The 24,340-nt window shown below is 71.1% G+C and carries 21 protein-coding genes and 1 pseudogene; 10 read left to right on the top strand and 12 right to left on the bottom strand.

Going from position 1 to position 24,340, the window contains the following annotated elements; translation table 11 throughout:
- Positions 1-540: 540 nt before the first annotated feature.
- Positions 541-1,557, bottom strand: a complete 1,017-nt coding sequence (locus tag GA0070612_RS17560) for a sensor histidine kinase (RefSeq protein WP_088988881.1) — start codon at positions 1,555-1,557, stop codon at positions 541-543.
- Positions 1,550-2,251, bottom strand: a complete 702-nt coding sequence (locus GA0070612_RS17555; protein ID WP_197699166.1) for a response regulator transcription factor — start codon at positions 2,249-2,251, stop codon at positions 1,550-1,552. The genes GA0070612_RS17560 and GA0070612_RS17555 overlap by 8 nt, the downstream gene beginning before the upstream one ends.
- Before the next feature lie 135 nt (positions 2,252-2,386).
- Here GA0070612_RS17555 and GA0070612_RS17550 point away from each other — a divergent pair, with 135 nt between their 5' ends.
- A complete protein-coding gene (locus GA0070612_RS17550; protein ID WP_088988879.1) occupies positions 2,387-3,466 on the top strand; it encodes an NAD-dependent epimerase/dehydratase family protein in 1,080 nt (359 codons plus the stop codon).
- Here GA0070612_RS17550 and GA0070612_RS17545 read toward each other — a convergent pair.
- On the bottom strand, positions 3,438-4,793 hold the full coding sequence (locus GA0070612_RS17545) for a hypothetical protein (RefSeq protein ID WP_231924223.1): 1,356 nt from the start codon (positions 4,791-4,793) through the stop codon (positions 3,438-3,440). The genes GA0070612_RS17550 and GA0070612_RS17545 overlap by 29 nt on opposite strands.
- A 156-nt stretch (positions 4,794-4,949) precedes the next feature.
- On the opposite strand from GA0070612_RS17545, the gene GA0070612_RS17540 reads away from it, so the two are divergent.
- The 7 genes from GA0070612_RS17540 (at position 4,950) to GA0070612_RS17510 (ending at position 10,095) form a co-directional block, all read left to right on the top strand.
- The gene (locus tag GA0070612_RS17540; protein ID WP_088988877.1) at positions 4,950-5,627 is read left to right on the top strand and encodes a glycosyltransferase family 2 protein; all 678 of its coding nucleotides are present in this window, start codon (positions 4,950-4,952) and stop codon (positions 5,625-5,627) included.
- Complete coding sequence (locus GA0070612_RS17535) at positions 5,624-6,304, top strand: TIGR04282 family arsenosugar biosynthesis glycosyltransferase (protein WP_088988876.1); 681 nt, start codon at positions 5,624-5,626, stop codon at positions 6,302-6,304. Before GA0070612_RS17540 ends, GA0070612_RS17535 begins: the two co-directional genes overlap by 4 nt.
- Positions 6,301-6,996, top strand: a complete 696-nt coding sequence (locus GA0070612_RS17530) for a methyltransferase domain-containing protein (protein ID WP_231924222.1) — start codon at positions 6,301-6,303, stop codon at positions 6,994-6,996. Before GA0070612_RS17535 ends, GA0070612_RS17530 begins: the two co-directional genes overlap by 4 nt.
- Positions 6,993-8,126, top strand: coding sequence for a molybdopterin-dependent oxidoreductase (locus tag GA0070612_RS17525; protein WP_088988875.1), 1,134 nt, complete (start codon positions 6,993-6,995; stop codon positions 8,124-8,126). The genes GA0070612_RS17530 and GA0070612_RS17525 overlap by 4 nt, the downstream gene beginning before the upstream one ends.
- Positions 8,123-8,581 carry a hypothetical protein gene (locus GA0070612_RS17520; protein ID WP_088988874.1) on the top strand — a complete coding sequence of 153 codons (459 nt, stop codon included), beginning with the start codon at positions 8,123-8,125 and terminating at the stop codon, positions 8,579-8,581. The genes GA0070612_RS17525 and GA0070612_RS17520 overlap by 4 nt, the downstream gene beginning before the upstream one ends.
- A complete protein-coding gene (locus GA0070612_RS17515) occupies positions 8,574-9,419 on the top strand; it encodes an S-methyl-5'-thioadenosine phosphorylase (RefSeq protein ID WP_088988873.1) in 846 nt (281 codons plus the stop codon). Before GA0070612_RS17520 ends, GA0070612_RS17515 begins: the two co-directional genes overlap by 8 nt.
- A gap of 79 nt (positions 9,420-9,498) precedes the next feature.
- Positions 9,499-10,095, top strand: coding sequence for a DM13 domain-containing protein (locus tag GA0070612_RS17510; RefSeq protein ID WP_088991571.1), 597 nt, complete (start codon positions 9,499-9,501; stop codon positions 10,093-10,095).
- A 12-nt stretch (positions 10,096-10,107) separates the two neighbouring features.
- Here the strand turns inward: GA0070612_RS17510 and GA0070612_RS17505 are convergent, their stop codons facing one another.
- The 5 genes from GA0070612_RS17505 to GA0070612_RS17485 all read right to left on the bottom strand — a co-directional run bounded on the left by GA0070612_RS17505 (position 10,108) and on the right by GA0070612_RS17485 (position 16,531).
- Positions 10,108-11,226, bottom strand: a complete 1,119-nt coding sequence (locus GA0070612_RS17505) for a Gfo/Idh/MocA family protein (RefSeq protein ID WP_088988872.1) — start codon at positions 11,224-11,226, stop codon at positions 10,108-10,110.
- A complete protein-coding gene (locus tag GA0070612_RS17500; RefSeq protein ID WP_088988871.1) occupies positions 11,196-11,906 on the bottom strand; it encodes a ThuA domain-containing protein in 711 nt (236 codons plus the stop codon). The genes GA0070612_RS17505 and GA0070612_RS17500 overlap by 31 nt, the downstream gene beginning before the upstream one ends.
- A 159-nt stretch (positions 11,907-12,065) precedes the next feature.
- Complete coding sequence (locus tag GA0070612_RS17495; protein WP_088988870.1) at positions 12,066-13,565, bottom strand: RICIN domain-containing protein; 1,500 nt, start codon at positions 13,563-13,565, stop codon at positions 12,066-12,068.
- Positions 13,566-13,594: 29 nt separating this feature from the next.
- Positions 13,595-15,034 (bottom strand): glycoside hydrolase family 43 protein, encoded by a 1,440-nt coding sequence (locus GA0070612_RS17490; RefSeq protein ID WP_088988869.1) that lies wholly within the window; start codon positions 15,032-15,034, stop codon positions 13,595-13,597.
- 36 nt (positions 15,035-15,070) lie between these two features.
- Entirely contained in the window at positions 15,071-16,531 is a 1,461-nt protein-coding gene (locus GA0070612_RS17485) for a family 43 glycosylhydrolase (protein ID WP_157742525.1), read from the bottom strand.
- Positions 16,532-17,065: 534 nt separating this feature from the next.
- On the opposite strand from GA0070612_RS17485, the gene GA0070612_RS17480 reads away from it, so the two are divergent.
- Both GA0070612_RS17480 and GA0070612_RS17475 read left to right on the top strand, forming a co-directional pair.
- The gene (locus GA0070612_RS17480) at positions 17,066-18,424 is read left to right on the top strand and encodes a ricin-type beta-trefoil lectin domain protein (RefSeq protein WP_088988867.1); all 1,359 of its coding nucleotides are present in this window, start codon (positions 17,066-17,068) and stop codon (positions 18,422-18,424) included.
- 71 nt (positions 18,425-18,495) lie between these two features.
- Positions 18,496-19,797: a ricin-type beta-trefoil lectin domain protein gene (locus GA0070612_RS17475; protein WP_088988866.1), complete on the top strand. Its 1,302-nt coding sequence runs from the start codon at positions 18,496-18,498 to the stop codon at positions 19,795-19,797.
- A 67-nt stretch (positions 19,798-19,864) separates the two neighbouring features.
- On the opposite strand, the gene GA0070612_RS17470 is transcribed toward GA0070612_RS17475, so the two are convergent.
- From GA0070612_RS17470 to GA0070612_RS33125, 4 genes and pseudogenes are all read right to left on the bottom strand, one after another.
- The gene (locus GA0070612_RS17470; RefSeq protein ID WP_088991570.1) at positions 19,865-20,950 is read right to left on the bottom strand and encodes a glycoside hydrolase family 53 protein; all 1,086 of its coding nucleotides are present in this window, start codon (positions 20,948-20,950) and stop codon (positions 19,865-19,867) included.
- A 74-nt stretch (positions 20,951-21,024) separates the two neighbouring features.
- A complete protein-coding gene (locus GA0070612_RS17465; RefSeq protein ID WP_088988865.1) occupies positions 21,025-22,215 on the bottom strand; it encodes a cellulose binding domain-containing protein in 1,191 nt (396 codons plus the stop codon).
- A 166-nt stretch (positions 22,216-22,381) separates the two neighbouring features.
- Positions 22,382-23,146: a thioesterase II family protein gene (locus tag GA0070612_RS17460; protein WP_088988864.1), complete on the bottom strand. Its 765-nt coding sequence runs from the start codon at positions 23,144-23,146 to the stop codon at positions 22,382-22,384.
- 163 nt (positions 23,147-23,309) lie between these two features.
- Positions 23,310-23,705: pseudogene (locus tag GA0070612_RS33125) on the bottom strand (phosphopantetheine-binding protein); the annotation flags it as partial.
- Between the last annotated feature and the right edge of the window lie 635 nt (positions 23,706-24,340).

Below are 24,340 nucleotides of genomic sequence, written 5' to 3'. Positions count from 1 at the left end.
AATGGTCACTATACCGGAAAGCCATCGAATGTCGAAGATACCTGCGTCCATTCCATCATCCGACACCACGGCGCAGGTTCTTTTCGAGCGTGCCGCAGAACCCGTAGAAATGGACCGAACAATATCCCTGAAACCCAGTAAATCACCCCTCACCCACCCGGCCGGGACACACCCGACGAAGTCGAGGTCGAAATAGGAATCCCGCGCAGGTCAGACACGCTCCCGCCCGGCCTACACCCATCCGAATACCAACAGAATCATGGACGCCTATGCAAAGCACGCGATGGCGTCGGATCCACACCGGACCTCGACCGGGAGGTCGCAGTCATTTACAAAGACCTGCCCGCAAGACTCTTGTCAACCACCGAATGACTCGAACCAGGCCGCCTTCTGCCCGCCTTCGGCTGACCTTCACGGCACCACGACAACCCGACCGGCAACCGGGAGACAAAGACCGGAAAGCGCGCAGGGAAACGACCGCGACGTCATCCCGGGAAAGCTGTCGGCCGGGTCGTACGACGATCCTGGCGCACCGTTCCGTCAGACCGTGGCCAGCCGGACCATGAACTGGCAGCCGTCCGAGGTGTTGCGCACCTCGACCCGACCTCCGTGCGCCTCCACCAGACCGTGGACGATGGCCAGGCCGAGCCCTCCGGACGCCCCGCCGTCGCCGGGGCCGGGGGTGCGGGCCGGCTCACCGCGGAACGCGATGTCAAACACCCGCGGAAGGTCGGCCGGGGGAATGCCGCCGCAGGTGTCGGTGATCGACAGCCAGGCGTGGTCCTCCTCGCGGCCGGCTTCGATGCGTACCGTGCCGTCCTCCGGCGTGTAGCGGACCGCGTTGAGCAGCAGGTTGGCGACGACCCGCGCCAGCTCCGGCTCGCTCGCGGCGACGGTCGGCCACCCCGACTCGCTGGCGACGAGCGTGATCCGGCGAGCGTCGGCCAACGGAAACGTGGTGGCCAGCGCGTCCGACACCACCTCACCGAGCGGCACCGCCGTCAACGACAACCGCAGCGCGCCCGCGTTGATCCGGGACAGCTCGAACAGGTCGTCGACGAGACGGGTCATCCGGTCGGTCTCCAGCCGGATCCGTCGGTGGTAGTCGTCGACCGTCTCCGGGTCACGGACCACCCGGTCCTCCAGCGCCTCGGCCATGGCCCGGAGCCCGGCGAGCGGCGTACGCAGGTCGTGGGAGACCCAGGCGACCAGGTCACGCCGACCCTTCTCCAGTTGTCGTTCCCGCTCGCGGGCCTGGTCGCGCCAGATCGCGGCGCGTGCCAGCCGGCGGCCGAAGTGCCCGCCGACGGCGAGGCTGACCACCGCCGCCGCCGCGACGGTGATCAGGACGACCTCAAGGTCGTGTGGAGAGAGGAACATGGCCTCCGCGACCGCCATCACCCCGACCGCGACGGCGACCACCGTGGTGGTGAGCAGAACGCTGAGATGCACGGTGATCGACCTGCGCCGAAGCGCACGGAGCAGCATCGCGCCGGCGAGTCCGATGCCCAGCGCCGCGCCGAGGGCGATCGCGAAGATCAGCAGCAGGTCACGCATGGGTCGGCTCGTAGCGGTAGCCGACGCCCCAGATGGTCACGATCCGCCGCGGATCGGCCGGGTCGGCCTCGATCTTCTCGCGCAGCCTGCGAACGTGCACAGTCACCGTCGAGTGGTCCCCGAAGTTCCATCCCCAGACCTGCTCCAAGAGTTCGGCTCTGCCGAACACCCTGGACGGGTGCCGCATGAGGTGGACGAGCAGGTCGAATTCGCGCAGCGTCAGCGCCAACTCGCGGCCGGCGAGGTGGGCGGTTCGGGAGGTGGTGTGCACCACCAGGCCACCGTCGGTCAGCGCCTCCGGCCGCTCGGGTGCCGGCCCGCCGGCGGCGCGACGGAGCACCGAACGGACCCGCAGCACCAGTTCCCGGGGGGAGAAGGGCTTGGTCAGGTAGTCGTCCGCGCCGAGCTGCAATCCGAGGATCCGGTCGGCCTCGTCCCCGCGCGCCGTCAGCATGACGATCGGTACGCCGTCCGGCCGTACCCGCAGCTGCCGGCACACCTGGAGACCGCTGATCCGGGGCAGCATCAGGTCCAGGACGACCAGGTGCGGCTTCTCCCGCTCCACCGCCTCCAGCGCCTCCGCGCCGTCGGCCGCCAGGCTCACCTGGAAGCCGTCGTTCTCCAGGTAACGACGGATGACGTCACTCACGGTCTGATCGTCGTCGACCACCAGCACCCGCTGTGTCCCCGTCACCTCTTCCCCCGCAGGTCCATCCGGCCAGCGTAGCCACGCACCGAGGTGCGCTCCCACCGCGCAAACCTTGCGAGGTTCTTACGACCGGGGCCCACACACGCACGCGGGGGTACGCCAGGTCATACCGTGACCGGAATGCGGATCCTCGTCACCGGTGCGGCCGGATTCATCGGCTCACACATCGCCGACCTGCTCACCGAACACGGGCACGAGGTGGTGGCTCTCGACGCGCTCCTGCCGGAGGCGCACGGCGCGACGGCGCCGCCCTGGACCGATCGGCACCACCTCGTGGTGGGCGACGTCCGTGACGCTGACCTGCTGGCCCGGCTCCTGGCCGGGGTGGACGCGGTCTGCCATCAGGCAGCCATGGTCGGCCACGGCATCGACCCGGCCGACGCTCCCCGGTACACCGCGTACAACGACCTCGGCACGGCCACCCTCCTCGCGGCGATGCACACCACCGGGGTACGACGCCTCGTGCTGGCCAGCTCGATGGTCGTCTACGGCGAGGGCCGCTACCACTGCCCGACACACGGAGTCGTCCGGCCCTCCGGCCGTCGGACCGCCGATCTGGCCGAGGGCCGGTACGAGCCGACCTGCCCTCGCTGCGACCGGACGCTCTCCCCCGGCCTCGTGCCGGAGGACGCGCCGTTGGAGCCGCACAGCACGTACGCCGCCACGAAGGTGGCTCAGGAGCATCTCGCCGGTGCCTGGGCCCGGCAGACCGGCGGGTCGGTCTGGGCGCTGCGTTACCACAACGTCTACGGACCGCGGATGCCCCGCGACACCCCGTACGCCGGGGTGGCGTCGATCTTCCGGTCGGCCCTGGCCGTCGGGCGGCCGCCCCGGGTCCTGGAGGACGGACGGCAACGGCGCGACTTCGTGCACGTGACGGACATCGCCGCCGCCAACCTGCTGGCCCTGACGACACCGGCACCGGATCCCCTGACCCCGATCAATGTCTGCTCCGGTGAGCCGCACACCGTCGGCGAGTTGGCCCACGAGCTGGCGGTGGCGATGGACGGACCATCGCCCGTCACTGTCGGGGGCGGGCGGGCGGCGGACGTACGGCACGTCGTGGCCGATCCGGCCCGCGCCACCCGCCTGCTCGGATTCACCGCCCGAATCGGCTTCACCGCCGGCATCGCCGACTTCACCACAGCGGTGATGAGGGATCCGGCAGCGGTCAGGACACCGTCCACAGTAGGTGGTTGACGGCGAGGGCCGTGGCTGCCTGTCCCGCCAGCCACCACCGTCGGTGTCCGGTGGGCAGGTGGGCGGTCGCGACGAGCAGCCAAGCGGCGAACGGCAGCCAGATCCGCTCCACCTCGGCCTTGCTGAGCCCGGAGAGATCCGCCGCGAGCACGGCCACCGCCGCCGCGACGGGCAACCACACAGTGGGTCCGGCGTCGGTGATCCGCTGGCGGACGACCGTCGCCGACGGCGCTGGTGGTTGCCGCAGCGACACGGCGGCCACCGCCCGCCGCAACGCCGGACCGACCACCGGGCCGGCCGAGAGCAGCAGGGCGGCCAGGTTGGCCCAGACCCAGTAGCCGTACGGGCGATCCGCCGCCCAGCCCTGGTAGTACCGACGGGTCACCAGGTGGTAGCCGTCCGGCCACCAGAAACCGGACACCGTGAACGCGACGACGACTGCCGCGCCCGCCGTCGCCGCGATCACGAGGACGACGAGACGGTCCCGCGCCCGGAGCAGCACCACGGTCAGCGCGAGCAGCCCGACCAGCACGAAGCCGTACGACAGGTAGAGCGCGAACCCGAGCAGCAGCCCGCCGAGTACGGCCCCGGGCCGGCCGCCCACCGCCAACAACGCCAGCCCGCCCGCGACCACCGCGGCGAAGATCCCGTCCGCGGACACGCCCACCCATACCGCCCCCGGAAAGAGGACCAGGAACGGCCATACCGCCCGAGCCGCGTCCTCCGCGCCGAGTGCCCGCAACGTCACCGGGACCGACACCGACACCGTGGCCCCGAGCAGCACACAGGCGAGCCCGGCGGCGGCCCCGCCGCCCAGGCCGATCCGGTCCAACCCGACGAAGAACAGCAGCGCACCCGGCGGATGAGCGGCGGTGTGGGTCGACCACGAGTTCGGTTGGAAGTCGAGGATGCGGTCGGCGAAGCCGGACAGCATCGTGCCGACGTCCGCCACCCGGGGCACCTCGTGCAGGTACTCGGCCTGCACGGTGAGCCGCTCGGTCAACCCGGCCGACCAGCCGTCCACCAGCGCCAGGGACAGCGTCCAGAGCACCGAGGCGAGATAGCCGACGACCAGCAGCCGCGGCCAGCGTGTGTCGGCTCCCCAGCGCGTACCGCGCCAGGCGAACAGCGCCCCGACGAGGAGCGCGACGGGGGTGCCGAAGCCCAGGTGGGGCTTCCAGGTGGCATAGAGCGGGGCGGCGTCGGCGTAGAGCCGCACGCCCCGGTGGTTGAGCAGCGCGCCGATGCCGACGGCGGCCGCGAGCACCGCCACCTCGACACCGAGGACGATCAGATCGGCGTACCGGGATCGTCCCGGCCGGGTCATCGTGGTCATGGTGACGGCCGACGATACGACCAGTGACCAGGGTTTCGACAGTCGAACGGCGGGACGTCAGGGACTTGTAAGATCCGTTGCCGCGTAAGCGATTCGTAAGGCGGCACGACGATCCGGACGGTCCGTCGCGGGCCTAGCGTCGCCGGTATGCGCACAACGATCGACGTGGTGCTGCCGTGTCTGGACGAGGCGGCCGCACTGCCTGCCGTACTGAGCGGGCTGCCGCCCGGCTACCGCGCCGTCGTGGTCGACAACGGGTCCACGGACGGCTCGCCGAGGATCGCCGCCGACCACGGGGCTCTGGTCGTCCACGAGCCACGACGCGGCTACGGCGCGGCCGTACACACCGGCCTCCTGGCTGCGGACGCCGAGCTGGTCTGCGTCCTCGACGCGGACGGCTCGTTCGACCCGGCCGAGTTGCCCGGACTGGTCGCGACGGTGCTCGACGGCCGGGCGGATCTCGCCGTCGGCCGGCGTCGGCCGGTCTCGGCGGACGCCTGGCCGTGGCATGCCCGAACGGGAAACGCCCTGGTCGCCGCACTGCTGCGGCGCCGCGGCGTACCGGTGTACGACATCAGCCCGATCCGGGTGGCCCGCCGGGCGGCGCTGTTGGGGCTCGGTGTCGACGACCGCGCGTTCGGCTACCCGTTGGAACTGCTGCTCCGCGCGGCCCAGGCGGGCTGGCGGATCGTCGAGCTGGACGTCGCCTACGCGCCCCGAGCCGCCGGCACCAGGTCGAAGGTCTCCGGGTCGGTCCGGGGCACGGTGCGGGCGGCCCGGGACTTCGCCGGAGTGTTGCGCGCCGACGCCGGTGGTGGCCGGTGAACGTCCTGCTCGTGGTCGCCAAGGCACCGGTCCCGGGGCAGGCCAAGACGCGGCTCTGCCCGCCGGCGAGTCCCACCCAGGCCGCCCGGATCGCGGCGGCGGCGTTGTTGGACACCCTCGCGGCGGTGCGCGCCACGCCGTCGACCATTCCCGTGCTGGCCCACACCGGCCGGTTCGCCGACGCCGAGTACGGCGCGGAACTGACCGCCGCGCTGGCGGGTTGGCACCTCCTTGCACAGCGCGGCGACACCCTCGCCGACCGCCTCGCGAACGCGCACTCCGACACCGCCGCGACCTTCCCCGGCCGCCCGGTGTTGCAGATCGGCATGGACACGCCGCAGATCCGCCCGGCCCTGCTCGCCACCGCGCTGGCACGGCTCGCCGACCACGAGGCGGTGTTCGGGCCGGCGCTCGACGGCGGCTGGTGGGCGCTCGGGCTACGCGACCCGGCGGGCGCGAGGGTGTTGCGCGACGTGCCCATGTCGACCGACGACACCGGTCGACGTACTCTCGCCGCGCTCCGCGACCACGGCACCGACCCGGCGATCCTTCCCGTGCAACGGGACGTCGACGACTGGCCGGCCGCGCTGGCAGTCGCCGTCGACCTGCCCGGCACCCGGTTCGCGGACGCCGTCGAGTCGGTGGGCGGCCACCTGTCGAGCGGACGCCTCCGGTGACCTCGACGATCGCCCTCGACGGCTTCGATCTCCTGTGGGGCGGGCGCGACAGCCGGTCCGCCGACCAGGACACCTGCGCACCGCCGGCCGACGCCGACCACTGGCTCGTGCACACCGACGGGCGGCGGGACCCGTTGCCGGTGCGGCGCTGGCACGGCCCGCCCGAACCGGCCATCACGTCCATCGCCGCGCGCTGCTCCGGCCCCACGATCGACCTCGGTTGCGGTCCCGGTCGGCTGACCAGGGCACTCGTCCAGCAAGGGCTCGTCGCGCTGGGCGTGGACATCTCGGCGGAGGCGGTACGACTGACCCAGGGCCGAGGTGTGGTCGCCCTGCGCCGCGACGTCTTCGAACCACTTCCCGGCGAGGGCCGGTGGGCGCACGCCCTGCTCGTGGACGGCAACATCGGCATCGGCGGCGACCCGGTCCGGCTGCTGCGCCGGTGCGGCACGCTGATCGCGGCGGACGGAACGCTCGTGGTCGAGGTCGAGCCCCCGGGCGCCGGGCTGTGGCAGGGGCAGGCGTACGTCCTGTCCCGAACCTCCGACGAAGGGGCACGACCGGGGCCGACGTTCCGCTGGGCGCGCGTCGGAGCGGAGGCGGTGGCGGGTGCCGCAGCCGCTGCCGGCCTGCGGGTCGTGGACACGATCCGACTCGGGCCACGCTGGTTCGCCGAGTTGGCGGCCGCATGACCCGCCGAGCGCGCATCCCCGTCCCCGAGGACTTCACCGCCCCGTCGCACTCGCCGCTGGTCGCCGCCCGGCTCGGTCTCTGGCTCGGGGTGGCGTTCGGGTTGTGCTTCGTCACCGGTGTCCTCAGCCACTACGTCCAGCACCCGCCAGGCTGGTTCACCTGGCCGAGTCGACCGGTCAACCTCTACCGGATCACCCAGGGCACCCACGTGCTCTCCGGAATCGCCGCGATCCCGCTGCTACTGGGCAAGCTGTGGAGCGTCTACCCCCGGCTGTTCGTCCGTCCGCCGGTGCGCCAGCCGATCCGGCTGTCCGCGCACGCCCTCGAACGGATCTCCGTCCTGGTCCTGGTCTGCGCCGCGTTCTTCGAACTGGTCACCGGCCTGTTCAACGTCGCCCAGTCGTACCCGTGGGGATTCTTCTTCCCGGCGGCCCACCACGCGGTCGCCTGGCTGCTGGTGGGCGGGCTGCTGCTGCACATCGCGGTGAAGCTCCCGATCGCCCGCGCGGCGCTGGGCACGCCGCTGCGACCAGACGACCCGGACTCGTCCGGACGGCGCTTGTTCCTGCGTACCTCGGCGGGCGTCGCCGGTGTGGCGGTGCTGGCCACCGCCGGGGTCACCGTGCCGTGGTTGCGTCGGGTCTCCCCGCTGGCGTGGCGCTCCGCGACCGGGCCGCAGGGCATCCCGATCAACCGGACGGCGGCAGCAGCGCACATCACCGTTCCACCGGACTGGCGGCTGGAGATCGTCTGGACGGGTGGCAGGGCGGTCTTCTCCCTTGCCGAACTGGCCGCCCTCCCCCAGCGCACGGCGCATCTGCCGATCGCCTGCGTCGAGGGCTGGAGCGCCTCCGCCGACTGGACGGGCGTACCCGTCGTCGACCTGCTCCGGCTGGCCGGCGCGCCGACCGACCGGGCGGTGCGGATCTCCTCGCTGGAGACCGACGGCCTGTACGCCGTCAGCACGCTTCCGGCGACCCACGTCGGTGACCCGCTCACCCTGCTCGCGCTCAGGATCAACGGCGAGGAACTGTCCCCCGACCACGGTTACCCCTGCCGCCTCATCGCTCCGAGCCGACCGGGCGTCCTCCAGACCAAGTGGCTGGCCCGGCTGGAGGTGCTGCGGTGAGGGCCGTCCGACTGCTCCTGCTCGTGCTCGGCGTCGCGGCGGCGGCGTACGGCGGTTGGCTGCTCCGTCCTCAACTCGACACCACAGTGCCGTGGCTGATCGGCGGTCCGGTGCTGCACGACCTCCTGGTGGCGCCGCTGGTCGGACTGGTCGGGCTCGGGCTGGGCCGACTGGTGGCGAACCGACTGCGGTTGGCCTGGATCACCGCAGGTCTGATGGGGAGCGCAACGTTGCTGCTGATCGCGGTGCCACTGCTGTGGCGACCGCCCTCGGCGCCGCCGAATCCGGGCCTGCCGGACCGTGACTACCCACTCGGGCTGGCCACCGGGCTGGCCGTCCTCTGGGCTGTCGTCGCGATCGTGCTGGTCGTCGACGCCATCGTCGGTCACCGCGACCCGGCCCGGCGAACCGACCAACCCGCGGACCCCACAGAGAGGACACCTCCCCATGTCTGAAGGACGATCCAACCGTCCGCCGGTCGGGGTCATCGGCGGGTCGGGTCTCTACGAGTTCCTCGACGACGTCACCGAGGTCCGGATCGACACCCCGTACGGACCGCCGAGCGACGCACTCTCCATCGGGCACGTCGCCGGGCGGACGGTGGCGTTCCTGCCCCGGCACGGGCGTCGGCACACCCTCCCCCCGCACCGCATCAACTACCGGGCCAACCTGTGGGCGCTGCGGACGGTCGGCGTCCGCCAGGTGCTCGCTCCGGGCGCCGTGGGCGGCCTGCAACCGGAGCTGGGCCCCGGCACCCTCGTCGTGCCGGACCAACTGGTCGACCGGACCAACGGTCGCGAGCAGACCTACTACGACGGGAGGCTGCGCCCGGACGGGCGGGTCCCCCGGGTCGTCCATGTGCCGTTCGCCGATCCCTACTGTCCGGTCGGACGGGCCACGGTCCTCGACGCCGCCCGGACCAACGGCTGGCGTCCGGTCGACGGCGGGACCATGGTCGTCATCGAAGGGCCGCGGTTCTCCACCCGCGCCGAATCACAGTGGTACGCCCGGGCGGGTTGGTCGACCGTCGGCATGACCGGCCACCCCGAAGCGGTGCTGGCACGCGAACTGGCGGTCTGCTATACCGCGCTGTCACTGGTGACCGACCACGACTCGGGTGTCGAGATCGGTCACGGCGTGACCCAGCAGGAGGTGTTCACCGTCTTCGCCCAGAACCTCGATCGCCTGCGCGTCCTGCTCGCCGACGCGGTGACGGCGTTGCCGCCGGACCAGGGAGGCTGCGTCTGCGCAGATGCTCTGGCCGACACGGAGAGCGGCCTCACGCTGCCCTGACGCCCGCCGGTCCGCGCCGTAAGGGTTCCGAAAGGGTTCGCGACCGGTGCGACGGCGGTCGCAACCGTACGCTCGGCTGGTGGGAAAATGGATCCTCCGGTCGCCGCTGGCGCGGGCCGCTGTCGCCGCCGCTGTCGTCGTGGCCCTCGTGGCCCTCTACTGGTTCCAGCCGTGGAAGCTGTTCACCGACACGTACGTCGACGACGCGCTGCCCCCCGCCGGGCCGACACCGGTCACCTCCGCCCCCGCGTCCACTGCGCCGTCGGTCACCGCGAGCCCGGTGGCCGCGAGCCCGGTGGCCTCGGCGACCGCACCGGCGGCGGAGCAGGTCCTGGCCGCCGGCGACTTCGTCACCCACGAGCACGAGACCACCGGCAGCGCCGAGATCCGCAGGCTCACCAACGGGCGTCACCAGCTCGTCATCCGCGACCTGGACACGTCGAACGGTCCGGACCTGAGGGTGTGGCTGACCGACCAGCCGGTCATCCGCGGCACGGCCGGCTGGAGGGTGTTCGACGACGGGAAGTGGGTCGAGCTGGCACGGCTCAAGGGCAACAAGGGCAACCAGGTGTACGACCTGCCGGCGTCGGCCGATCCGGCCGACTTCCGCAGCGTCTCCATCTGGTGCAAGCGGTTCTCGGTCTCCTTCGGCGCGGCCGATCTCACCACCACCTGACCGGAGCCCCGGTCAGTGTCCGTACGCGTGCCGGGCCTGCCACTCCTCGGCCGGGGTGAGCGGGACCGGCGCGGGCCGCTCCGCCGTCGTCGTCAGCTCGATCCGCCGGCCCTCGGCCGCCGAACGGAGCAGGGTCGTCATCGTTTCGAGCACGTGCAGCGCGAGGTCACCACCGGCGCGCGGCGGACGCTGACCGTCGGCGCCGACCAGGTCGATCAGGCCGATGCCCCGCGAGCTGTCGGCGTAACCGGCCTGCGGTTCGAGGACGCGCCACTCGCTGCCGCCGAGCGCGAAGAGTCGCACCTCCCCGTCGAAGTAGTTCGGGTCGGGCACCGCGAGTGTGCCGGTCTCCCCGTGGACCTCGATCGGCGCGGCCGTCGTGGTGACGCCGTCGAAGCTCGTGGTGATGGTGGAGAGAGCCCCGTCGACGTGTTCGAGCACGCCTGTCACATGGGTGTCCACCTCGACCGGGATCCGCTGGCCGGCACGCGGACCCGAACCGATGACACGCTCGGCGCGCAGCCGGCTGGCGGCTCCGGTCACCGCGCGGACCGGCCCGAGCAGGTGGATGAGCGCCGAGATGTAGTACGGCCCCATGTCCAGCAACGGGCCGCCGCCCGGGACGTAGTAGAAGTCGGGGTGGGGGTGCCAGCGCTCGTGCCCCGCCGTGACCATGACTGCCGAGGCGGACATCGGTCGCCCGATGAGGCCGCCGTCGATCGCCGCCCGTGCCGTCTGCGTACCGGTGCCCAGGACGGTGTCCGGCGCGCACCCGACGAGGACGCCGGCCGACCCGGCCCGTTCGACGATCGAGCGACCGTCCGCGAGCCTCACCGCGAGCGGCTTCTCCACGTACACGTTCTTGCCCGCGTCGATCGCGGCGAGCGAGATGTCGGCGTGGGCCGCGGGAATCGTGAGGTTGAGGACCGTCTGCACGTCCGGGCGGGCGAGCAGACTCTCGGGGCTCACCGCCTCCGCGCCGGGGATCTTGGCTGCGGCCTCGGCCGACCGGGCGGCGTCGAGGTCGGCCAGCGCGACGATGCTCACCGCGGGGTGGTTCGCGAGGGTGTCCAGGTACGCGCGGGAGATGACCCCGAGACCTATGACGCCGACGCGGTGCGAGTCGCCCACACCATCCCCCTCTCGATCACGGTACGAACGCTCGGGTGCTCCAGCACGTCGAGGCTGTGCCCGGGGGTCGTCACGACGACACGCCCGGCACCCCACTGTCGGGTCCAGATCGCCGGCGAGGTGACCGGCCGGTGCCACGGGTGCCACTCCTGGGTCGGGTGGGTGGTCACTGCCAGTACGTCGATCAGGTCGTCGTGCAGCACCCAGTACTGCTCGGTGACCAGGTCGAAGTCCCCGACCCCGGTGGTGATCGGGTGCTCCCGGCCGAGGTCCGTGACGTGCACGGTGTGCGGCAGGAAGTTGTCCTCCGGCTCACCGTGCCGCCCGCACGGCTCCTTACCCGGGTGGGTCGCGAACTGACCGCCCACCAGGTGCAGGTAGTCCGACGACGCGCGGAACGAGTCCACGATGCCGCCGTGCCAGCCGGTGAAGCCCGTGCCGGCGATGACCGCAGCGCTCAGGCCCGCCACCTCGGCCGCGGTGATCTGCGACATCGTCATGCACTGCACGACGAGGTCGGTGGCGGCCATCTCGGCGGCGTCGGCGTAGACCTCCGTCGACTCCTCGACCCGTACGGCATAGCCGTTGTCCTCGAGGAAGGGGATGAACAACTCCGTCGCCTTGACCGGCTGGTGTCCCTCCCACCCGCCCCGAACCACCAATGCTCTGCGCTGCGCCACCCTCGTTCCCTCCTCCGGTCCGTCGCCACCGGGCCGGCGGTTCCCGCGCCCCGGAGACGTGCCGTCGACGCCCGTACGTGTCGGGCACCGAAACCGTACTCGGTCGTCGATGATGTCGACATCGGTCGACTCCGCGAACGTGGAGGAAATCGCGGTCGGTCAGACGGCCGTCCGTGACCACTGCTGGTTGGCACCGGTGTTGCACGGGTACTGCTTGAGGATCACGCCGTCGGCTGTCGACGCGGCCGGAACGTCCACGCACTTGCCGCTGTGTCGGGCGCGCAGCTGGAAGTAGCCGCCGTTGGTGACCATCTGGAACTGCTGGTTGGTGCCGGTACCGCAGGTGTACTGGATGAGGTCGGCACCGTCGGCGGTCGACGCGCTCGTCACGTCGAGGCACCTGCCGCTGTGCCGGCTGACGATACGCCACCAGCCGCTGCCGGCGTCCTGGAACTGCCACTGCTGCCACGCGTTGCCGGCGTACGTGTACTGGCCGACGCGCGCGCCGTTGTCGGTGTTCGGTTGCTGGACGTCCATGGCCTTGCCGCTGTGCCGCACGGTGATCCGGTAGAACGTCCCCGTCGCCGGTGGAGGCGTCGTGGGGTCGTTGCCGACGGTGTCGCCCCACGCGTACCGGATCCGGTCGGCGCCGGTGGGGTTGCGGATGGTCAGGTCGAGGCTGGTGCCGCTGCCGCTGAGGGAGAACATCGAGTACCAGTCGTACCCGATGGTGCCCGGCTTTCCGCCGAGGGCGGGCCAGTAGGTGCCGCCCATCTGGTTGTCGCGCATGACCTGGGCCATGGCCCGGATGTGGCGGACGAAGTTGTCGGTGCTGTTCGCGTCGGCGTAGTTGCGGCCGTCGTTCATGGGCGCGCCGAACTCGGTCGCGACCGCCCGGGAGGCGCAGTTGCCGAGCCGGGTCTGGATGTGGCTGCGGAAGGCGTCGTAGGTCATCGCGCCGTAGAAGAAGGCGTAGTGGTGGAACGAGAGCAGCGTGGAGTTGAAGCGGCTGTCGTTGCAGATGTCCCGCAGGTCCTGGCTGAAGCCGGTGCCGCCGATGAGCACCCGACCGGGCACCGCGGAGTAGTGGTAGGTGAGCCAGTTCGCGGCCACGGTGCGCCACTCCGCCGAGCTGTAGCCGTGCGGCTCGTTCATCGGCTCGAAGTAGACGTTGGCGTTCCCGCCGTACGTGTTGGTCACTGTGGACCACATCGCGTTCCAGGCGGCGAGGTTGGTGATCCTGCCGCCGGAGGCGGCGCCGTCCTCCCAGTACGCCAGGATCACCTTGAAGCCCCGCGCGGTGGCCGCGTCGATGGCACCCCGGTAGGCCTCCCACCAGGCCGTCCCCACGGTGTGGGTGTTGATGGGCAGCCGGACGGTGTTGACTCCCATGGTGGCGGCCATGTCGTCGTAGAGGGCGTTGGCCTTGGCCCGCACCGTCGCGTTGCTGTCCGACGAGCTCAGACCCTGCACGACGAGCGGGCCGGTGCTGAAGTTGTCACCCAGCACCGCCCAGTTCATGCCTCGGAACTGGTTGGTGGCGGCGGTCGCCGGCGACGACGTGACGACGACGACGCCGGCCATCGCTGTCAGCGCGGCCACCAGGGCGATCAGCGGCCGGCGCAGGGACCGCGTACTCCACGACGTGCTTCGGGTCATGAGATGTCCAATCGGGGTGGAGGTCGGGCTCAGCTGGTCACCCGGAACGTCGCGTCGGCGCGGCTCTGGGCGTCGCTCACCGGATCGAGCCGGAGCAGGTAGCTGTAGTGCCGGATGTAGCGGTCCGGGTGGCTGTAGGACTGGAACGACGTCCACGACGAGTTGGCCAGCCCGGCCACCTGGCGGAAGGTGGCGTCGGCGGCGAAGGTGGTGGAGCCGTCGTTGGCCTCCAGCCGGAAGTCGAACCCGTAGTGACGCAGGTAGTGACCCGGGTAGTTGACCGACTGGATGGAGACCGTTCCGGAGCCGGCCAGGCCGGGCACGAGCCGCCACTGCCCGTCCTGGGCCGGGCTGACGTTCGGGTCGATGCGGGCGTCGTAGTCGGCGTGCCGCACGTACCGGTCCTGGAAGTTGTACGACTGGATCCGGTTGACAGCGGTGTTGGGCCAGCGGTTGAGCACCCGCGTCTGCTCGGCCGCGGTCAGGTTGAGGATCGAGCCGTGCCGCTTCTTGGTGCCACCCATGCTGTACGAGCCGGAGGCCGGCAGCCGGTAGGCGCCCGGGCTCGACGGGTTGGTGGTCAGCACGGGCAGGTAGCCACGCCCGCTGGCGTACTGGTCCAGGTAGAGCACCCACTCGTTGCGACCGTTGAACGGCATCCACATCGGGCCCTCGACCTGCGCGCCGGTCAACCCGATGCCGGACAGGTTGCCGAGGGTGGTCCAGGTGCCGAGGATGGAGTTGCTGCCCTCGACGGTGATCTGACCGTCCCGGGACGCCCGCACGTAGCGGTACGCGCCGACGCCGGCCGGCACCTCGACGATCTGGGTGTCGATGAGTTCCTGGCTGCCCGGCCGGTTGATGTACGTCTGGGGCGTGGTGATGCTGCGGAAGTTCGACGTGCGCGCGGCGTAGATGCGGTGCTTGGTGGCACCGTTGAGGGGGACGTTCGTCGCCCAGTAGAGGACGTAGTCGCCGGTTGCCGGGTTCCAGATCGCCTCCGGCGCCCAGGCGTTGCGGCCGTCCGGGATCGCGCCGGCGACGTTCAGCAGCCACGGCGCCGACCAGTTGACCAGATCGGTGGACTCCCACACGACGAGGTTGCGACTGCCGTTGTTGATGGCTGTCGACCAGTCCTGGCCGCAGCCGATGCACAGGTCCGTGGCGATGATCCAGTACCGGTCCCCGGCGGGCGAGCGGACCAGGGCGGGGTCGCGGACGCCGCGGGTGCCGACCGTGGAACGCAGGACGAGACCGCCGTTGTTGAGGTCGTTCCAGCGGAGGCCGTCGGTGCTGTGCGCGAGGTAGATCTGCTGGTCGGTCGACGACTCACCGGTGAAGTGCGCCATCAGGTATCCGACGGTCGGGTCGAGCGCGGCCGCGGGCTTCGGTGTCGCCGCCGACCAGGTGGTGAACAGCAGGCACGCGGCGACCGCTACCGCACAGAGCCGGGAGAGGGCTCTCGACATGGGTCTGTCTCCTTCGCGCAGGGGCGTACGGGTCGGCTAGAGGGTCGGTACGACGGGGCGGATGGTGCCGTCGGCGTTGAACTCCATCCGGTCGACGGCGGTCTCGCGGTTGGTGCCGTTTCCGGCGGGCACCGCGAACCGGTGGTAGGCGATGTGCCAGGTGTCGGTGTCGGGTGCCCGGACCACCGAGTGGTGGCCGGTGCCCTTGATGCCGGCGTCGAGCCGCTTCCGCAGCACCACGCCCCGACTGGTCCACGGCCCGAGAGCAGATGGGCCGGTGGCGTACGCGACGCGGTAGTCCTCGCTGCGTGTGTCGTTCTCCGACCACATGAAGTAGTAGAGGCCGTTGCGTTTGAACACGAACGGGGCCTCGTTGTAGCCGGACGGGGTGACGACCCTCGCCTGGGCCGGGTCGAAGGAGACCATGTCGGCGTTGAGGCGTACCGCCCGTGCGACGCCCTGACCCCAGTAGAGGTAGGACCGCCCGTCGTCGTCGGTGAAGACCATCGGGTCGATCGCCTGCCCACCGGCGAACTGGTCGCTGCGGACCAGCGGCCTCCCGAGCGCGTCGCGGAACGGCCCGACCGGACTGTCGGCGACGGCCACGCCGAGGTGTTTGGCGGTGTTGCCGCTGGCCGCGCCCCCGCTGAAGTAGAGGTAGTAGCGGCCGTTGGCACTGGCGACCGCCGGTGCCCAGGCCGAGTTGTCCGCCCAGGTGACGTCCGGGCCGTGGTCGAGGACCACACCGTGGTCGGTCCAGTTGACCAGGTCGGCGGAGGAGAACGCCTTGTAGTAGGTGCCGGCCCAGCTCGCGTACCCGTCGGTGGTCGGGTACAGGTAGTAGCGGCCATTGATCACCGCGAGGTGTGGGTCGGCGAAGAGGCCCGGGATCACCGGCCCCCTGGTCGTCCTGGGCGCCCACGGCGCGGCGAGGCGGAACGAGCTGTCCGCCCGGAACGCGGCGGTGTCCTGGTAGGCGTCGAGCCAGAGGGCGAAGTCGCGGTGCCGGATTCGCCGGTCCGGATAGTTGTACGAGGTGAGCGCCACCGATCCGGCGACCGACCCGTCCACCGCGCAGAAGGTCGCGTCGGCCCGGAACGTCGCGTCACCGGTGTTGGGGTCGACCCGGAGTCGGTAGTCGCGGTGCCGGAGGAACAGGCCGGACCTGGTCTGGAACGAGTAGCAGTGCGGTGACGACAGACCGTTGACCACGGTGAAGGTGGCATCCAGCTTGACCTGGTCGGCGCTGCTGGAGGTCACCGGGTCGAGCCGGCCCAGATAGTCCATGTGCCGCACGTACCGTCCGGCCTGGTTGACCGCCTCCAGTGAGCGGGTGCCGGTGGGCAGCGTGGCCGCGTGGGCCGGTTCGCCGGCCGCCACCACGAAGGCGGCAGCGGCCACGGCGGAGAGCACGAGGATCCGGAGGCCCACAACGCCGTTGATCCGGTCCGAGGACCCGCCGGTGACCGCCGACGCCGGGCTTCGCCATGCGAACACGATCCAGATCCCCCGTTCTGAACGATCATCTATGTTAGCGTTAACAAGATCAACCCATGTGGCGCGTGGGCTTTCCGGGCCGCCAGGGGCGCAGATTTTCGGGCGGGGCATGTTAGCCGCAGGTGACTGTGGAGATATTTTCTACTCGTTAACGTCGCGTTGCGGACAGTGTTAGCGATAGCATCGATGAGTGTCAAGGAACCAGACGTCCGCAACCCTGTCGCCTGGACGAGCCCTGCCCACCCACCCCTGGGCACCGGGTCCGCAACCCGCCGGACACAACATTGACATACTTCACTGCTTGATCTAGCGTCGGGTCGAATCGATTCGACGACCGGTGGCCCCCCGCACGGGTCGCGAGGGCACCGGCGGGATCGTGTGCCGATGAGCCGGCCGGGCGTCGTGGCACATCGCGCCTCCCCCGAGGTTCCGCGTGCGGCCAGGTGGTCGGCGGGTGCAGCCGGCAGCCACGCGTGTGGTCACCACGGCCTCTTCTACCTGCATCAATTCGTGCCGAGTGGCAGGAGCCCCCTCATGACAAGACGTAGACCCATCCTCGCTTCGCTGGCGACGGCGGCTGTCGTCGTGGCCGCCGGCTCGGCGGCACTGACCGGTGGCCTGAGCACCACGGCGTCGGCCGCGGACGTCGTGCCGGCCGCGGCGACCGCCGGCTGCGGTAAGGCCCCGACGTTGACCAGCGGCCAACGGTCCATCCAGAGCAACGGCCAGAACCGCAGTTTCATCCTGCGGATCCCGGACAACTACGACCGCAACCACCCGTACCGGTTGATCTTCGGTTTTCACTGGAACGGCGGCACCGCCGGCGACGTCGACGGCGGTGGGTCGGACGGGGCGGCCTGGTCCTACTACGGGCTGCGGCAGCAGGCGAACAACAGCACCATCTTCGTCGCCCCCCAGGGCAACGGGAACGGCTGGGCCAACCCCGGCGGCCAGGACGTCACCTTCGTCGACAACATGATCAGCCTGATCGAGGCCGACCTCTGTGTCGACACGACGCAGCGCTTCGCGCTCGGCTTCAGCTACGGCGGAGGCATGAGCTATTCGCTGGCCTGCTCCCGGGCGGGTGTCTTCCGCGCCGTCGCGGTCTACGCCGGCGGGCAGCTCAGCGGTTGCAGCGACGGCAGCCAGCCGATCGCGTACATGGGCATCCACGGCATCGGGGACTCGGTGCTCAACATCTCCGCCGGACGGTCCCTGCGGGACAGGTTCGTCCGCAACAACGGCTGCACCGCCCAGAACCCGCCCGAGCCGAGGGCCGGCAGCCTGACGCACATCACCACCACCTACTCCGGCTGCCGGTCCGGCTACCCGGTGGTGTGGGCCGCCTTCGACGGCGGGCACACGCCCGGCCCGGTGGACGGCGGCGGTGACAGCGGCGCCAGGACCTGGACCAAGGGCGAGGTGTGGCGGTTCTTCACCCAGTTCGGCAGCACCGACCCGACCACCCCACCGACCACGCCGCCGCCGACCACCCCGCCGCCGGGCAGCACGTCACCGCTGCGCAACGCGTCCTCCGGACGGTGCCTGGACGTCAACGGCGCATCGCAGTCCAACGGCTCGGCGGCGATCATCTGGGACTGCCACGGGCAGAGCAACCAGACCTGGACGTCGACCTCGGCCCAGGAGCTGCGCGTCTTCGGCGGCAAGTGTCTCGACGTGAACGGCGCCGCCACCGCGAACGGCAGCTCGGTGATCATCTGGGACTGCAACGGCCAGTCCAACCAGAAGTGGCGGCTCAACTCCGACGGCTCGATCACCGGAGTCGGTTCGGGCCGGTGCCTGGACGTGGTCAACAACGGCACCGCCAACGGCACCCGGGTCCAGATCCGGGACTGCAACGGCGCGGCCGGCCAACGATGGAGCCGGAGTTGAGTTCGGCGACGGCAGAAGGAGACCCAACCGTGCGACTTCGCAGACTGTCCACCCCCTGGATCGGGGCGGCCATGGCGGTCCTGGTCCTGTTCGCCGTCGGGGCGTACGTCCTCACGACCGTCACCTCGGCGGCCGCGGCCCCCACTGCCGGCTGCGGCAAGGCACCCGGACTGAACAGCGGCACCCACACCATCCAGAGCGGCGGCAAGAGCCGCAGCTTCATCCTTCGGCTGCCCGACAGCTACAACAACACCTACGCCCACCGGCTGGCCTTCGGCTTCCACTGGTTGGGCGGCACCGCCACCCAGGTTGCGTCGGGCGGCACCGACGGAGCCGCGTGGGCCTACTACGGCATGCTCTCGCAGTCCAACAACACCACCATCTTCGTCGCCCCGCAGGGCCTCAACAACGGCTGGGGCAACTCCAACGGTGAGGACGTGACCTTCACCGACGACATGATCCGTACGATCGAGAACGCCCTCTGCGTGGACACGACGCAACGGTTCTCGGTCGGGTTCAGCTACGGCGGGGCGATGAGCTACTCGTTGGCCTGCTCGCGGCCCACGGTGTTCCGCGCGGTCGCGGCCATCGCCGCCCCCGGGCCGATCAGCGGATGCAGCGGGGGCACCCAGCCGGTCGCATACCTGGGGATCCACGGCATCAACGACAACATCCCCAGCGGGCGTTCGCTGCGCGACAGGTTCGTCCGCAACAACGGTTGTGCGGCGCAGAACCCGCCCGAACCGGCGGCGGGCAGCCGGACCCACATCACCACCGCCTACTCGTGCCAGCCCGGATATCCGGTCCTCTGGGCCGCGTTCGACGGAGGCCACCAGCAAGGCCCGGTGGACGGGTGCGCCGGCTGCGAGAGCGGCGCGCGGAGCTGGGTCAAGCAGGAGGTGTGGCGGTTCTTCAGCCAGTTCGGGTCCACCGTGCCACCCACCACTCCCCCGCCGACGACGACGCCACCGCCACCCGGCCGGCAGAACGTGCTGATCGCGGGTAGCCAGTCCGGCCGATGCGTCGACATCCCCAACTCCAGCACGGCCAACGGCGCCCGCCCCCAGCTCTGGGACTGTCACGGCGGCACCAACCAGCGCTTCACCCACACCACCAACCGCGCCCTGACCGTGTACGGCAACAAGTGCCTGGACGCCAGTGGAGGTGGCAGCAGCAACGGCACCGCTGTCATCATCTGGGACTGCAACGGCCAGGCCAACCAGCAGTGGAACCTGAACGCCAACGGCACCATCACCGGAGCCCAGTCCGGGCTGTGCCTCGACGCCGTCGGCTCGGGCACCGCCAACGGCACGCAGCTGCACCTCTGGGCCTGCCACGGCGGGGCCAACCAGCAGTGGAGCACGCGCACCTAGGCCGGCCCGCGCCGAGCCAGGAGACGCGCCGTCCGGGTCCTGTCCCGGGCGGCGCGTCTTTGTCGGGTCAGGGCGTCCAGCGCACGTTCGGGTTCACCCGTCCGGACCAGTCGAAGACGGCCATGTTGTCCCACTGGTTTCCGGTGCCGTTGATGTCGGCCGGGTCCCATCCGTTGCCGCGGACGGCGTACCAGGTCGGTTCCCAGTAGAAGACACCGATCGCGCCCGCGTTGCGGGCGGTGTTCTGCACCCAGTCGAACTCCTGGGCCTGCCCGGACCAGGTCGCGCTGATGCCGTCACAGGTCGCGTCGCCGATGGCGTTCGGCTCGCTGTCGGCGTTGTCGCGGGTGAAGGGGTACGCGGTCTCCGCGATCACCACCGGCTTACCGTAGCGGCCGCGTAGGTCCACGATGTTGTTGTAGAGGTTCGCCAGGGTGCCGTGCCACACGCAGTAGTACGACAGCGCCGTGATGTCCCACTGCACGCCCTGCGAACGGATGCCGTCGTAGAACCAACGGGCGTTGGCGTTGCTGTCGGCGTTCGCGGTGTGGATCATCACCGGGATGCCGCTGCCGCAGTCCTTGGTCGCCTGGTAACCCTGCTTCAGCAGGCCGGCCAGCGGGGCGAAGTCGTTGTTGACGACCTTCCCCTCGTTCCAGAGCATGCCCACATTGATCTCGTTGCCGATCTGCACGCTGTCCGGCGGTGTGCCCTGCCCCCGGAGGCTCGCGCAGACGTCGTAGGTGAACGCGTACACGTCGGCACGCAACTGGCTCAGGCTGTGGCCGACCCAGGCCGCCGGCTTGTACTGCTTGCCGGGGTCGGCCCAGGTGTCGGAGTAGTGGAAGTCGATGAGCACCTTCAGGCCCTTCGCCCTGGCCACCCTCGCCTGGGCCAACACCCTGCTCTTGTTGTTGTAGCCGCTGGCCGGGTTGTTCCAGACGCGCAGCCGGACGTAGTTGACGCCGACGGACCTCAGGATGTCCAGTGGGTCGCGGGCGACGCCGCCGGCGTCGTAGTATCTGGCACCCAGGTCCAGGCTGCGCTGCAACGAGGACACGTCGGCACCACGCATGCTGAGCGTGTTCGCGGCGGAGACGGGTGCGGGTGTGCCGAAGACGGCGAGGATGCCGGCCAGGGCACCCCCGAGCAGGGCCGTGGTGCGGCGACGGTGGGTGGGCGAGTGGATGCTCACAAAGACTCCTTCCGGAGCGCGACGGGCGACGCTCAGCCCACGTCGCAGGGAGCGCCGTTCAGCGAGAAGGCGGTGGGTGGCGCGTCGCTGGCGCTCCACCGCCCCTGGACGCCGAAGCTCGCCGAGCCGTTCGGCGCGAGAACCCGGTTCCAGCCGGCGTCACGGGCGGTCACGGTGGCACCGGTCTGAGCGACCGTGGCGTTCCAGTGCGAGGTGACCTGCTGGTCTCCGGGGAAGGTGAAGCTGACGATCCAGCCGTCGACCGGCGCCGTCCCCACGTTCTCGACGGTCACCGTGGCCACGAAACCACCCCGCCACTCGGACTGGTTGCGGTAGGTCACCCGACACGTCGAGGGCGGAGGGGTCGGCGGGGTCGACGTCGTGGGCAGCTCGACGGTGTTGGACGCGATGGACACGTTGCCCGCCGCGTCGCGGGCCCGCACGTAGTACAGGTTCCGCAGCGGCACCGACTGGGGCAGCGACGCCGTGTACGTCGTGCCCGGCACGGTGGCGATCAGGGTCGAGGAGTACCAGCCGTCGAACCGGTAGACGTTGTATCCGAGGACGCCGACGTTGTCGGTCGACGGCGACCAGGACAGCGCGCCGGTCGAGGCCGTCACCTCGCCGACGGTCAGAGTCCGTGGGGCGCTCGGCGGGGTGGTGTCCGGGCCGGCGTCCGTCACCGGAGTGACCACCATCAGCGGATCCGTCGAGCGGGAGCGGTGTCCGACGCTGTCCCGGGCGGCCACCTGGAACGAGTACTGCCGGCCCGGCTGAATGTACGTGGTGATCGTGGTGGTGGTGACGGCTCCGACGCTGGCGCTGTAGTAGACGTCGTTGAACACCTGGTAGTACGTGATGTCGTACCCGGTGATGGCGCAGCAGCCGGGCGCGGCGGCGGTCCAGGTGAGGGTGATCGACCCGGCCTTGACCTCGCTGGCGGTCAGATTCGTGGGCGTACTCGGCGGGAGGGGCGAGGTGCCCGGCGTGCCGGGGGCCGTGGTCGGTGTCGACGGCCCGGTCGCTGTCGGCTCCGCGGCGGACAGCGCGGCCCGACCGGGTCCCGGGGCGACCGCCGGGTACGCGGCCGGCGTCCCGGTGCTGGCGTCGGCGTTCGTCACCATGCCCAGGGCGGCAGCGAGAACCGCCGTCGACAGCGCGACGGCGGCCGGCAGACCCGGCCGGAGGCGGCGAAGCGGCGAGGACGAGGGCACGCCAGTCATACGACGACGATGTCGCCAGAGATCGATGATCGCCAACGTATCTCACCACGTGGTCGGCTGCCGGTGCGGCGGCGAACAGCCGCGTGCCGTCTTCTTCCGCGTCCGGCTGCCGGCCGGCGGTGCGGCGGCGCACGCCGGCCGGTCACCCGGCCCGGGGCGGGGCGGCTCAGCCCGCCACCCTGGTGGTCAGCGACCAGGTCAACAGCTCGATGACCGCCGGCGCGTGGTCGACCAGGAAGAAGTGCCCGCCGGTGAAGGTCCGCACCTCCACCTCGCCGGTGGTGTGCCGCCGCCAGTCGTCGGCTTCGGCGGCCGACACCACCGGGTCGTCCGCCCCGGTGAGGACGGTCACCGGGCAGTCCAGCACCGCGTCCGGCCGATGACGGTACGTCTCGATGGCCTGGTAGTCACTGCGGACGGCGGGCAGGATCAACTGAATCAGCTCCGGATCGGCCAGGGTGGCCGCATGGGTGCCGCTGAGCCGGCGCAGCTCGTCGATGATCTCGGCGTCACCGAGTCGATGGACCCGTTCGTCCCGGTAGCGCGACGGGGCCCGCCGGGCGGAGGCGAAGAGGCGCACCGGATCGGGCAGGCCGGCGTCGCGCATCCGCAGCGCGACCTCGTAGGCGACGACGGCACCCAGGCTGTGGCCGAACAACGCGGTCGGCTGCTGTGGAGCGGCGGCCAGCGCCCCGAACACCTGGTCGGCCAGCTGGTGCAGATCGGCGACGTGCTCCTCGCGCCGCCGGTCCTGCCGTCCCGGGTACTGCACGGCGAGCACCTGCACGTGCGGGGCCAGCGCCCGGGACATCGGGAAGAAGAAGCTTGCCGACCCACCCGCGTGCGGCAGGCAGACCAGCCGTACCGCGTCCTCGGCGGCGGGATGGAATCGGCGCAGCCAGCGCGCCGGGTCGGCGGGGGATGAGGTCATGGACGGGACTCCTCTCGGGGAAGGGACGCAGCCGCCGCCGGCCGGGCCCGGACGGCGGGCGATGGTGTCACGGCGGCGAGGCCCTGCCGGACCGACCGGTGCCGGTCCGGGTGGTCCGGACCCGCACCGGTCGGTACGCCTGCCGTCGGTGGCGCCACGCCGGTCAGTGCGTCATCCGCCCCAGTTCGTTGTCGATCAGGTCGAAGATCTCGGCCGCCGAGGCGGACTCGATCCGGCTGCCGAGTTCCGCGTCGCCGGTCACCGTGGGGCCGTCCGACCAGCGGGAGGCGATGTCGCGCAGGCGGGTGGCGACCGCCGCGCGTTCCCGGTCGTCGGAGCCGAGCGCGGCGAGGGCCGCCTCCAGCCGGTCGAGCTCGGCCATCGGTGACTCCGGCGCCGCCGTCGGGGTCAACCGGGACAGCAGGTGGTCGGTGAGGGCGGCGAGCGTCGGGTGGTCGAAGACCACTGTCGTGGGCAACCGGACGCCGGTCATCGCGCTCAGCCGGTGCCGCAACTCCACCGCCGTCATCGAGTCGAAGCCCAGCTCCTGGAAGGACCGATCGGCGTCGAAGGTGGTGTTCGTCGGGTGGCCGAGCACGACGCCCACCCCGCTTCGCACCAGGTCCAGCACCGCCTGGCGCCGCTCGTCGCCGGACAGGTCGGCGAGGCGTTCCGCCAACGGCGGTTCGCTGTCGCGGACCACGGCACTGGTAGCCGTCCGGACGGGCGCGTCCGGGGACACGTCGACGGTCGCCACGTCCGGCTGGGCGAAGCGGTCCGTCGGCACCGCGTGGAAGTCGATCGACTCCACGGTCACGACCGGCCGCCCCGTGCCGTCGGACACCACCAGTGCGGCGGTGTCCCGGTCGAGGAGGTCCATCCGCGCCTCGACGCTCACGGCACCCGTCGCGTGCAGGCGGACCCCGCGCCAGACGGCCGGCACCCGGACGGTGTCCGGTGACGGAGGCACCTGGTCCAGCAGGGCCGTGTCCCACAGCAACGGGTGCAGCCCGAAGTCCCCCGCCTCCTGGCGGAACTGTTCCGGCAGGTCGAGAGTCACGGGGCGACCGGACGGTGGGGACGCGACCGCCGGTTCGGCGTCGTCGGCGACCAGCCGCCCCTGCGCGTAGTGCGCCCAGGCGCCGCCGCGCCGGTCCGGCCGGGCGTGCAGGTGCACCTCGCGGGTGCCGTTCT

It is taken from the genome of Micromonospora chokoriensis (assembly GCF_900091505.1).
In the GTDB taxonomy this organism is placed as follows: Bacteria; Actinomycetota; Actinomycetes; order Mycobacteriales; family Micromonosporaceae; genus Micromonospora; species Micromonospora chokoriensis.
This window is presented reverse-complemented; position numbering and strand designations above follow the sequence as displayed.

Excerpts from the sequence above, each read along its gene's own strand:
- GA0070612_RS17560 (WP_088988881.1), bottom strand. The coding sequence starts at position 1,557 with ATGCGTGACCTGCTGCTGATCTTCGCGATCGCCCTCGGCGCGGCGCTG.
- GA0070612_RS17550 (WP_088988879.1), top strand. The coding sequence starts at position 2,387 with ATGCGGATCCTCGTCACCGGTGCGGCCGGATTCATCGGCTCACACATC.
- GA0070612_RS17545 (WP_231924223.1), bottom strand. The coding sequence starts at position 4,793 with ATGACCCGGCCGGGACGATCCCGGTACGCCGATCTGATCGTCCTCGGT.
- GA0070612_RS17540 (WP_088988877.1), top strand. The coding sequence starts at position 4,950 with ATGCGCACAACGATCGACGTGGTGCTGCCGTGTCTGGACGAGGCGGCC.
- GA0070612_RS17525 (WP_088988875.1), top strand. The coding sequence starts at position 6,993 with ATGACCCGCCGAGCGCGCATCCCCGTCCCCGAGGACTTCACCGCCCCG.
- GA0070612_RS17515 (WP_088988873.1), top strand. The coding sequence starts at position 8,574 with ATGTCTGAAGGACGATCCAACCGTCCGCCGGTCGGGGTCATCGGCGGG.
- GA0070612_RS17495 (WP_088988870.1), bottom strand. The coding sequence starts at position 13,565 with ATGACCCGAAGCACGTCGTGGAGTACGCGGTCCCTGCGCCGGCCGCTG.
- GA0070612_RS17490 (WP_088988869.1), bottom strand. The coding sequence starts at position 15,034 with ATGTCGAGAGCCCTCTCCCGGCTCTGTGCGGTAGCGGTCGCCGCGTGC.
- GA0070612_RS17480 (WP_088988867.1), top strand. The coding sequence starts at position 17,066 with ATGACAAGACGTAGACCCATCCTCGCTTCGCTGGCGACGGCGGCTGTC.
- GA0070612_RS17475 (WP_088988866.1), top strand. The coding sequence starts at position 18,496 with ATGGCGGTCCTGGTCCTGTTCGCCGTCGGGGCGTACGTCCTCACGACC.
- GA0070612_RS17465 (WP_088988865.1), bottom strand. The coding sequence starts at position 22,215 with ATGACTGGCGTGCCCTCGTCCTCGCCGCTTCGCCGCCTCCGGCCGGGT.
- GA0070612_RS17460 (WP_088988864.1), bottom strand. The coding sequence starts at position 23,146 with ATGACCTCATCCCCCGCCGACCCGGCGCGCTGGCTGCGCCGATTCCAT.